Consider the following 9,997-nt stretch of genomic DNA (forward strand, 5'->3'; position numbering starts at 1 on the left):
GTGCGGCGGCGGCCGGCCGCTCCCCCGGCCCCGCCGGCCGCCGCCGCACCGGCTCCCGGCGCCGGGAAGGTCAACCTGGACAAGGGCCGCGTCAGCCTGCAGAAGAACCAGACCGTGTCCCTGGTGAAGGCCGGCCGCCCGCTGCTGTCCCAGGTGAAGATGGGCCTGGGCTGGGAGCCCGCGTTCCGCGGCGCGGACATCGACCTGGACGCCTCCGTCATCGCCTACGGCCCGCAGCGCAACCACATCGACAGCTGCTACTTCGGCAACCTGTCCATCCTGAACGGCGCGGTCAAGCACTCCGGCGACAACCTCACCGGCGAGGGCGCCGGCGACGACGAGGTGATCACGGTCGACCTCGGCCGCCTCCCCCAGGAGGTCACCGGCCTGGTCTTCACGGTCAACTCCTTCTCCGGCCAGAAGTTCACCGAGGTCGCCAAGGCCTACTGCCGCCTGCTGGACGCCACCACCGGCGAGGAGCTGGTCCGCTTCGACCTCACCCACGCCGAGGCCCAGACGGGCGTGATGATGGCCAAGCTCGTCCGTCAGTTCTCCGGCGAGTGGGAGATGACGGCGATGGGCGACTTCGTCAAGGCCCGCACGGTCCGCAACATGGTGAAGCCGGCGGCACAGGCGCTGTAGAGGCTCTGGAGGAGCGTACGGCGGTCCGGGGCGCGCGCCCTCACTCGGAGGGCGTCGCGCCCGGCCCCAGCCCTTCCATCAGCAAGGACAGATACCGGCGGATCTGCCCGCCGTGCCCGTCCGCCAGTTCGGCGGCCGTCGCCACCCCGTGGGCCAGCCGCAGCAGCTCGACCGGCTCGACGTCGGGGCGCAGGGTGCCCTCCCGCCGGGCCGCCTCCACCAGCCGGGCCGCGGCGCCCTTGACGGAGGTGGCGCAGGCGGTGACCGCGCCCGGGGAGCCGTCCGCGACGGCCGATCCGAGCAGCGCCTTCAGGCCGCGCACCTGGATCGAGCCCACGCACAGTTCGTACAGCCACTCCCGCAGGGCCTCGCCGGGCGGCCGGCTGTCCGCGAGTTCGCCGGCGCGGGCGGCGATGGCCTCGATCCGGTCGACGTAGGCCGCCTCCAGCAGTGCCCGGCGGTTCGGGAAGTGCCGGTACAGGGTGCCGGAGCCGACGCCGGCACGCTTGGCGATGTCGTCGAGCGACGCGTTCTCCCCGTGCTCGGCGAAGGCCTCGGCGGCCACCTTCAGCAGGCGCTCGTAATTGCGCCGAGCGTCCGCACGCATGGGCCTGACCTGCGTCATCCAGATACTCCTTGCACACCGGAGGCCGTCTCCGTATGGTAGCGGGCAACCAAGCGGAGACATTCCCCGGTTAGGCCCCGGTCCGTCACGGCGGTCCCCGCACATCCGGCGAACGGAGTCCGAGCCATGTCCACCCCCGTGCCGGGCACCCCCGGCCCGCGCGACGTCCTGGCCCGCTACCGCCGCGCGATCCTCGACAAGTCCGCCGACGACCTCGCCGACCTGTACGCGCGCGACGCCGTACACGAGTTCCCGTTCCGCTTCCCCGGCCTCCCCGCCCGCTACCAGGGACGCGAAGAGGTACGCGCGGGGTACGAGGCGCTGTGGGGCGCGAGTCCCGCACGGCCGGAGGCGGTCTGCGAGGTGGCGGTGCACGAGTCCACCGACCCGGAGGTCATCGTCGTCGAGCAGACCGTCACCGGAACCGTCACCACCACCGGGGCCCCTTTCGAGGTTCCCGGCCTGCTGGTGCTGCGGGTCCGCGACGGCCTGCTCGTGCACGTGCGCGACTACATGGACGGCCTCGCGGCCACGGGCGCGGCGGGGCGGTGACCCGGCCGTCCGGTCCTCAGGCCGTCCACGGCCAGTCGGTGTCCCGTGCCGCCTCCAAAAGCGGCACCATCCGGAACGCCGCGTCCGACAGGCCGCCGAAGGTGTGCCGGTTGCCGGTGCCCGTCGGCCCGTGCCCGGCCCGGTAGCCCTCCAGGTTCCAGGTGTAGACCGGGACGTCGGCCGGAACGCAGGCGGTCGGGTCGCCGTGCCGGTGCGGGGCGTACTGCTCGTCGGTGACGAGCAGCACCCGGTCGTGCCCCCGGTAGTGCCGGCGCACCGCCTCGGTGGTGTCGGTGCCGCCCAGGTTGCCGAACCGCTCCAGCACCTTCAGCACCGACTCGCCCCTGCGGAACGCCACCGCGTTGCTGGTGGTGCCGAACTCGACCAGGTCGGCCCGCTCGGCGCGCAGCGCGAGCGCGGTGCCGAAGATCGCCGCCGCGTCGGCCCGGTTGAGCTGGGAGCGCTCGGACACCTGCGACCAGAACATCGAACCCGAGCGGTCGACCAGCACCAGCGTCCGTCCCGGCAGCGCCGGCACGTTGGCCAGCGAGTGCCCGAGCGCCCGCTCCAGCGCCCAGGACCAGCGCAGCGACGGGGCGTGCCGGTAGGCGGCGAGGTAGCGGAAGGGGAACTGGCGCGAGCGTGCCACCTGCTCCGGATCGCTGATCTTCGCCGCGACCTGCGCGGCGACCTCGTCCGAGACCCCGGCCTCGTCGAAGTTCCGCAGGTTGCGCACCAGTGCCATGACGCCCATGGACGGGATGACGGCTTCCCAGGCCGCCTTGTCCATCGGCCCCTGGAGCCAGCCGGCCAGCGCCTCCCAGGTGATCCCGGCCGCCGCCAGACGCTCGGCGCCGCCGGGCGCGGTGACGACGGCCCGGCGCCGCTCGACGGGCAGCGCCATCAGGTCCCGGTGCGCGGCCAGCACCGGGATCGACGCCGGCGGCACGGCGGCCTCCGGGTGGTGCCGCCGGTCGAGGGCGTACCGGAACAGCTCGCCCTGCCACGGCTTGTCCGGGTCGGGGGCGGCGTGCACCAGGTTGAGGATGTCCCCGAAGCGGTAGCCCTTGGACGCCGTGTCGTACTTCAGCAGCGACTTGGCGTGGTAGAGGCGCCGCACGGCGTCGGCGATGCCGCGCTTGACGGGCTTGGGGACGGCCCGGCCGTACGCGGCGGTCCAGTAGGCGAGCAGTTCGCCCGGCTCGTCCGGGCGCTGCAGCACACTGTCCACCACCCGCCGGTTCGACGGGCCGCCGGTCGCGCCCGCGGCCAGCCGGGCCCGTACGAACTCGGCGGCGCCCACGATGGAGGCCGTCCGCATGTTCCCCTCCCCGCGCAGCCAGCCGAGCAGGCCGGCCGTCCAGGACGGGTCGCTGACGGCGAGTTCGCGCACGAGCCGCGCGAACCGGTCGTCGCGGTCGGCGCCGGACTCGTAGAACGTCTGCTGGGAGACCATGTTCGAGACCGCGAGCAGGAACAGCTCCGAGCGGGCGTCCCGCTCGTGGCCCCGGCCGCCCTCGTGGGTGCGCAGCACGCGCCCCGTGGTGGTGACCGGCGAGGTGGGCCGCGCCCCGGCGGCCTTGGTGTTGAAGCGGGCCATGCTGAATTCCCCCCGAATTCGTCGGCGACGTCGAGCGTCGCGGTCGGAGGGAGGCGCAGCGGAAGGAAGGTGCCCGAGGACAGGGGGCGGCGACGGACCTGTGCCAGATGCTCTGCCTTTTGAGCTACGTCGGCCCTTGGGCCGACGACGGGACTCGAACCCGCGACCGTCCGGTCCGAAGAAGTAACCGTTGCCTGCGCACCGGGCACCCACCTTCGGCTGCGCCTCCCGAGATCAGGTCGGCGGCGGCACGGATTCGATCACAACGAAGGAGCCGCAGCCCGCGCACCGGGAGGTGCGTGAAATTGCCGGTGTCCAGAGACCGAGGGCGGCTGAACCGACGGTTGGTGCTCTGCCACTGAGCTACACCGGCGCGTGGTGCCGGTGGCGGGAGTCGAACCCGCGGCCTCCCCATGAAGAGTGGAAGTAGGTCCTGCCTGTCGCACCTGGACGTGGATCACTCTAGAGGGGGGACCGCGGGACGGGCGAGCGAATTGATTCCCGGCGGATCGGCAGCGGGTCCGCAACCGGCCGGCGGCGGGTTCAGCCGCGCTTCTGCCGCTTCCACGGCCCCGTGATCGCCAGCATGATGCCCGGCTCCTGGATGTTGGCGAACAGGGTCGTGCCGTCGGGCGAGAAGGTGACGCCGGTGAACTCGCTGTACTCCGGCTCCTGTTCGGTGCCGATGTTCAGTTCGTTGCGGGCGATGGGGTAGGTGCGGCCGCTCTCGGTGGCGCCGAACAGGTGCTGGACGCCCTCGCCGTCCTCGGCGATGACCAGGCCGCCGTAGGGGGAGACGGTGATGTTGTCGGGGCCGTCGAACGCGCCGTCCTTCGCCGGGTCGGGGTTGACGCCCAGCAGCACCTTCAGGGTCAGGGTGCGCCGGCCCGGGTCGTAGAACCACACCTGCCCGTCGTGCTGGACCGGGCTCTCCTCGCGGGCGTAGGAGGAGACGATGTACGCCCCGCCGTCGGCCCACCACATGCCCTCCAGCTTGCGGGCACGGGTGACCTGGCCGTCCTTGAACTGCTTGCGCACGGACGTCGTGCGCGCGTCGCGGTCGGGGACGTCGACCCAGTCGACGCCGTAGACCGTGCCCGTCCTCGTCGCCCGGGACAGGTCGTCGACGAACCGGCCGCCGGAGTCGAAGCACTTGAACGCCTGCAGCACGCCCGCGTCGTCGGCGAGGGTGCGCAGCCGGCCGCGGCCGTGGCGGAAGCCGTGCGGCGGGGTCCAGCGGTAGAGCAGGCCGTTGGGGCCGGAGGCGTCCTCGGTGAGGTAGAGGTGGCCGCGCTTGGGGTCCACGACGACGGCCTCGTGGGCGTAGCGGCCCAGCGCCTTGATCGGCTCGGGGTCGCGGTTGGCCCGGCGGTCCGCGGGGTCCACCTCGAAGACGTAGCCGTGGTCCTTGGTCATGCCGTTCTGGCCGGCCTTGTCCTCGGTCTCCTCGCAGGTCAGCCAGGTGCCCCAGGGGGTGCTGCCGCCGGCGCAGTTGGTGGAGGTGCCGGCGATGCCGACCCACTCGGCGACGTGGTCGCGGCGCACCTCGACGACCGTGCACCCGCCGGAGGCGGCGGGGTCGTAGACGAGGCCCTCGGTGAGCGGCACCGGGTACTTCCAGTTGGCGCGCGGGCCCTTCAGCTCGTGGTTGTTGACCAGCAGGGTCGCTCCGCGCGGGCCGTCGAAGGTGGCGGTGCCGTCGTGGTTGGACGGGGTGAACTCGCCGGACTCCAGCTTGGTCTTCCCGCTGTGCGTGATGATCCGGTACGAGAACCCGGCCGGCAGGGCCAGGATGCCCTTCGGGTCGGGCAGCAGCGGGCCGTAGCCGACGCCCTCGTGGCCTCTTCCGTGCCCGTTCGCCGCCGCGGGCCCCTGGGCGTCGGTGTCCGTGGCGGCGAGGGCGTTCGGCGCGGTGGCGAGGGCGCCGACGCTGCCGGCCAGGGCGACTCCGGCGCCGGTGAGCGCGGACGTCCTGGTGAAGTCCCTGCGGGTGAGCGACATGCTGTCTCCTGTGACGGTGTCGGTGCCGTGGAGGGTGGCGGACTCGGTTCGGCGCAACCGTCGCGGCCGTGGCTGAACGGCGGTTGAACACCGGTGGACCGCACCGGAGCCACTTTCATGAATCCGTCTGCGCGGGCCCATGGGACACCCGTGGAACACCCAAGGAACACCCAAAGGGAGACAGGGCCGGGAGGGCCTCGCCTCGTCAGCCGCCGTGGGCGGAGCGGGCCTTGAAGGCCGCCTTGCGGGCCTCCTTGGCGATCTTGCGGTCCGGGTGCAGGCGCCCCATCGCCTCCAGCACCTGGGCGGTCTGCGGGTGGTCCACCCGCCAGGCCGCCGCGAAGAATCCGCTGTGCTGCTCCGCCAGCCCCTGCACCAGCGCGTGCAGTTCGTCGGAGTCGCCCTCGGCGGCCAGTTGCGCGGCCACCGTGTCGATGGTGAGCCAGAAGACCATCTCCTGGGAGGGCGGCGGTACGTCGCCCAGGCCGCGCTCGGTCAGCCAGACCCGGGCCAGCCCGCCCAGTTCGGCGTCGTCCAGCACCTCGCGCAGCGCCGGTTCGGCCGCGGCGCCGACCAGGGACAGTGCCTGCTGGCAGCGCAGCCGGCGCAGCGGTGCCCCGGCGTCCGCGCCGTGCGCGGCGGCCAGCAGTTCCCGTGCCGCCTCCACCGGTTCGCGGCGGGCCAGCCACTGCTCGGTCTCGGCGTGGGCGGCGGCGGGCGGGAAGGCGGCGATGCCGTCGAGCAGCGCGTCCGCGCCCTTGTCGGCCAGCTCGCCGACCGCGGGTGCCTCGTGCCCGGCCTCTCGCAGCCGGGCGCGCAGGCCGTACAGCCCGAGCGGGGTGAGGCGCACCATGCCGTAGCGGGCGACGTCCGCCTCGTCGACGGGCGCGGGGGCCGCACCGGTCCCGGCGTCGGCTGCCCCGCCCGCCGCGGTCGCGGAGTCAGTGGTCCCGTGGCCCGCGGTCCCGGCGTCCGTCAGCACGGTCTCGTCCACGGGCCGGTACTCGACGAGTCCGACCGGCTCCAGCAGCCGGAACTGGTCGTCCAGTTGCATCATCGCCTGCGAGACCTGCTCCAGTACGGCGTCGGAGGGCTCCTGCAGGGCGCCGGGCACGATCACGGACGCGGCGAGCGCGGGCAGCGGGACCGGTCCCCCGGCCGTCCCGTCCTCGCCGACGGTGAGCGCGTACAGGCCCGCCAGCACCTCGTCCAGGAACTCCGCCTCCGCCCGGGGATCGAAGTCCAGGGAGGCCAGATCGACGGCGCCTGCCTCGTCCATCGAGTCGAGCAGGTCTCCCAGGTCGGGCACGCTCGCGTCGGCCAGCACGGCCTCCAGCGCGGTCCGCCACACGGTGAGCACATCGTGCGGGGAGCCGCCGGTGAGCAGCCGCAGCCTGGCACCGGCGGCGACGGTGCCCTCGTCCTCGTCGGTGATCTCCACCAGCCCGGTGTCCACGGCGATCCGCCACGCCTCGCTGGCCAGGGCGGCCGCGTCCGTGCCGCTCAGGCCCAGCGCCTCGGCCGCGGCGGGCAGCTGCTCCTCCACCAGCGCGCCGCCGGCGTCGACCCGGGTGGCGGGCCCGGCCCAGCGGGCGAGCCGGGCGGCGCGCGAGAGCAGCGGGGCGGCGAGGGCGTCCCGGGCCAGCTGCGGCTCGGAAGCCAGTCGCACCGGCGGCAACGGGGACCTGTCTGACATCGGCTGCTTCTCCTAGCGGACCTGGGGGCCTTGCGCCTCAGCCGCTCAGCCTAGACGGATTTCCACCCATGCCGCCCGGTTCATCTCCCCGCCGCCGGCCGTACATGGCCGAAACCTTGACAACTGGCCGGGCGGGGCAGGAAATTGACGCGCGTAGAAGAAGGCACGGGCGGCACCGCTGCACCGCCGCCCGCCTCTTGTGCACGCGCGTCGCCACCGCCCCACCGGTCGCGGCCGGCCCTGTCCGCGCTCCACGTCCGCCCTCGTCCCGGCGCCTCGTCACGTCCCCGGAGGGATCCCTTGCCCACCCCGTCTTCCGCGCGTCTGGCCGCGCTGACCGTCGCCGCCGTCTGCGGCGCGGCCCTCGCCGCCCAGACCACCGTCCTCACCGCGCCCGCGCACGCGGAGTCCGTCCGCATCCACGACATCCAGGGCACCACCCGGGTGTCGCCGTACGCCGGCCAGAAGGTCACGGATGTGGCCGGAATCGTCACCGGCGTGCGCACCTACGGCTCGTCCAAGGGTTTCTGGATGCAGGACCCCAGCCCGGACGACGACCCGGCCACCAGCGAGGGCGTCTTCGTCTTCACCAGCTCCACCCCGAAGGTCGCCTCCGGTGACGCGGTGACGGTGACCGGCACGGTCTCGGAGTACGTCCCCGGCGGCACCTCCTCGGGCAACCAGTCGCTGACGGAGATCACCAAGCCGGCGGTGACCGTCGTCTCCCACGGCAACGCGGTACCGGCCCCGGTGGTGGTGGACGCCCGCTCCGTACCGGACGCCTACACCCCGGCCGGCGACCCGGCCGCGGGCGGCTCGATCAACGCGCTGCCCCTGCGGCCGTCGGCGTACGCGCTGGACTACTACGAGTCCCTGGAGGGCATGAACGTCCAGGTCACCGACGCCCGGGTGGTCACCGCCACCGACCCGTACACCGAGCTGTGGGTGACGGTGAAACCCGACGAGCACCGCAGCAGCCGCGGCGGCACGGTCTACGGCTCCTACGACGCGCAGAACACCGGCCGCCTGCAGATCCAGTCGCTGGGCTCCACCGCCGACTTCCCGGTGGCCGACGTCGGCGACACCCTCACCGGGGCCACCACCGGCCCGCTGGACTACAACCAGTACGGCGGCTACACCCTCGTGGCGAACCGTATCGGCACCCTCGACAGCGCCGGCCTCCAGCGCGAGACGACCCGCCCGCAGTCCCCCGGCGAGCTGGCGGTGGCCACGTACAACGTGGAGAACCTGGACCCCTCCGACACCACCTTCGCCGCGCACGCCGACGCGATCGTGCACAACCTGCGCTCGCCCGACATCGTGTCCCTGGAGGAGATCCAGGACGACAACGGCGCCACCGACGACGGCACGGTCGACGCGACGCAGACGATGACCAAGCTGATCGACGCGATCGTCGCGGCCGGCGGCCCCAGGTACGACTGGCGGTCGATCGACCCCGTCGACGGCCAGGACGGCGGCGAGCCCGGCGGCAACATCCGCCAGGTGTTCCTGTTCAACCCCGCGCGGGTGTCCTTCACCGACCGCCCGGGCGGCGACTCCACCACCGCCGTCGGGGTCACCAAGGTGCACGGCAAGGCGGCCCTGACGGCCTCCCCCGGCCGGATCGACCCGGCCTCCGACGCCTGGAAGTCCAGCCGCAAGCCGCTGGCCGGCGAGTTCGTCTTCCGCGGAAAGACCGTCTTCGTGATCGCCAACCACTTCGCCTCCAAGGGCGGCGACCAGGGCCTGACCTCCCAGTACCAGCCGCCCACGCGCAGTTCCGAGACCCAGCGCCACCTCCAGGCGGCCGAGGTGAACTCCTTCGTCAAGGACCTGCTGAAGGTCCAGAAGAACGCGGAGGTCGTCGCGCTGGGCGACATGAACGACTTCGAGTTCTCCGACACCGCGAAGATCCTCGAGGGCGACGGCGAGCTGTGGTCGGCGATCAAGTCCCTGCCGGCGAACGAGCGTTACACCTACGACTACCAGGGCAACGAGCAGGTCCTCGACCAGATCCTGATCAGCCCGCAGATCCGCCGCGCGGGCCGCTTCTCCTACGACAGCGTGCACCTCAACTCGGAGTTCCACGACCAGATCAGCGACCACGACCCGCAGGTGCTGCGGTTCCACCCGTAGCGGGGGTGTGCCCGGGGCCGGCCGCGCGGACGCGGATCGGGCCGGCCCCGGGCCCGGCAGGGCGCCCGGCCGCGGGCCGGTCAGCGGGGCACCAGGCCCAGCGCGTGGTCGTAGCGGCTCACCGTGCTGCTCTTCAGGCCGGGCCAGGTCTGCACGCGCCGCCACCGCGCGGTCGGCGATCCGACGCCGTCGCCGTCGGCCGCGAGGGCGTCGATGTGCGCCTGGGCGCTTTCCCACTCGGCGTAGTTCAGCACCCGCCGGCCGTCGGTGCTCAGGTGGAAGTGGGCCCCGATTCCCCCGGGCTTGGGCTGCGGGTCGTCCGCCAGCGCGTCGAGGACGGCGTCGACCCAGGCGCGCTGCCGGTCGGCGTCCGGCCCCTCGAACTCCACGTCGACGATCACGACGCACCCGGGGACGCGTCCGCCGCGGTCCGCGGGCCCGCCGCGGTAGCGCCGGAACCGCCCGAGGCCGAGCCGCTCGATGTCCGGCACGACCGTGTCGATCTCGTCCACCCGCTCCTGCCGCCGGGTGCGGCGGAAGGACTCGTAGGCCGCCTCGTTCGCCCACTGCGCGTAGTGCAGCAGCGTCGAGCCGTCGTGGCCGCTGTACAGGTGGTACGAGAGCAGGTCGCCGGAGGGCCAGGGGCGGCGCTCCCAGGCGGCGGCGACGGCCTCGACGGCCTGCCGCTGCCGCTGCGGCGTCCCCACCCGCCAGGTGCTGAAGAAGGGGGCGCCGACACGGGGGT

General features: G+C 73.3%; 8 protein-coding genes. 3 read left to right on the plus strand and 5 right to left on the minus strand.

The genetic code is table 11. The features are described from left to right. Window positions 1-642 (plus strand): TerD family protein (locus GV126_RS08890; protein ID WP_201299818.1); only part of this gene is annotated, 642 nt, incomplete at its 5' end. Between the two features lie 40 nt (window positions 643-682). On the opposite strand, the gene GV126_RS08895 is transcribed toward GV126_RS08890, so the two are convergent. Further along, window positions 683-1,267 (minus strand): TetR/AcrR family transcriptional regulator, encoded by a 585-nt coding sequence (locus GV126_RS08895; protein WP_159664254.1) that lies wholly within the window; start codon window positions 1,265-1,267, stop codon window positions 683-685. Between the two features lie 126 nt (window positions 1,268-1,393). Here GV126_RS08895 and GV126_RS08900 point away from each other — a divergent pair, with 126 nt between their 5' ends. Further along, window positions 1,394-1,819: a nuclear transport factor 2 family protein gene (locus GV126_RS08900; RefSeq protein ID WP_159664256.1), complete on the plus strand. Its 426-nt coding sequence runs from the start codon at window positions 1,394-1,396 to the stop codon at window positions 1,817-1,819. 16 nt (window positions 1,820-1,835) lie between these two features. On the opposite strand, the gene GV126_RS08905 is transcribed toward GV126_RS08900, so the two are convergent. From GV126_RS08905 to GV126_RS08915, 3 genes are all read right to left on the minus strand, one after another. Beyond that, window positions 1,836-3,419 carry a TROVE domain-containing protein gene (locus GV126_RS08905; RefSeq protein ID WP_159664258.1) on the minus strand — a complete coding sequence of 528 codons (1,584 nt, stop codon included), beginning with the start codon at window positions 3,417-3,419 and terminating at the stop codon, window positions 1,836-1,838. Window positions 3,420-3,962: 543 nt separating this feature from the next. Then, window positions 3,963-5,420: an alkaline phosphatase PhoX gene (locus GV126_RS08910; protein ID WP_159664260.1), complete on the minus strand. Its 1,458-nt coding sequence runs from the start codon at window positions 5,418-5,420 to the stop codon at window positions 3,963-3,965. A gap of 205 nt (window positions 5,421-5,625) precedes the next feature. Further along, entirely contained in the window at window positions 5,626-7,116 is a 1,491-nt protein-coding gene (locus GV126_RS08915) for a hypothetical protein (protein ID WP_159664262.1), read from the minus strand. A gap of 300 nt (window positions 7,117-7,416) precedes the next feature. On the opposite strand from GV126_RS08915, the gene GV126_RS08920 reads away from it, so the two are divergent. Further along, entirely contained in the window at window positions 7,417-9,252 is a 1,836-nt protein-coding gene (locus tag GV126_RS08920; RefSeq protein WP_159664264.1) for a DUF8508 domain-containing protein, read from the plus strand. A gap of 80 nt (window positions 9,253-9,332) precedes the next feature. On the opposite strand, the gene GV126_RS08925 is transcribed toward GV126_RS08920, so the two are convergent. Beyond that, window positions 9,333-9,997: antibiotic biosynthesis monooxygenase (locus tag GV126_RS08925; protein WP_159664266.1), on the minus strand; the 665-nt coding region annotated here is incomplete at its 5' end.

This window comes from Streptomyces mexicanus (assembly GCF_902506575.1).
GTDB classification, from domain to species: domain Bacteria; phylum Actinomycetota; class Actinomycetes; order Streptomycetales; family Streptomycetaceae; genus Streptomyces; species Streptomyces mexicanus.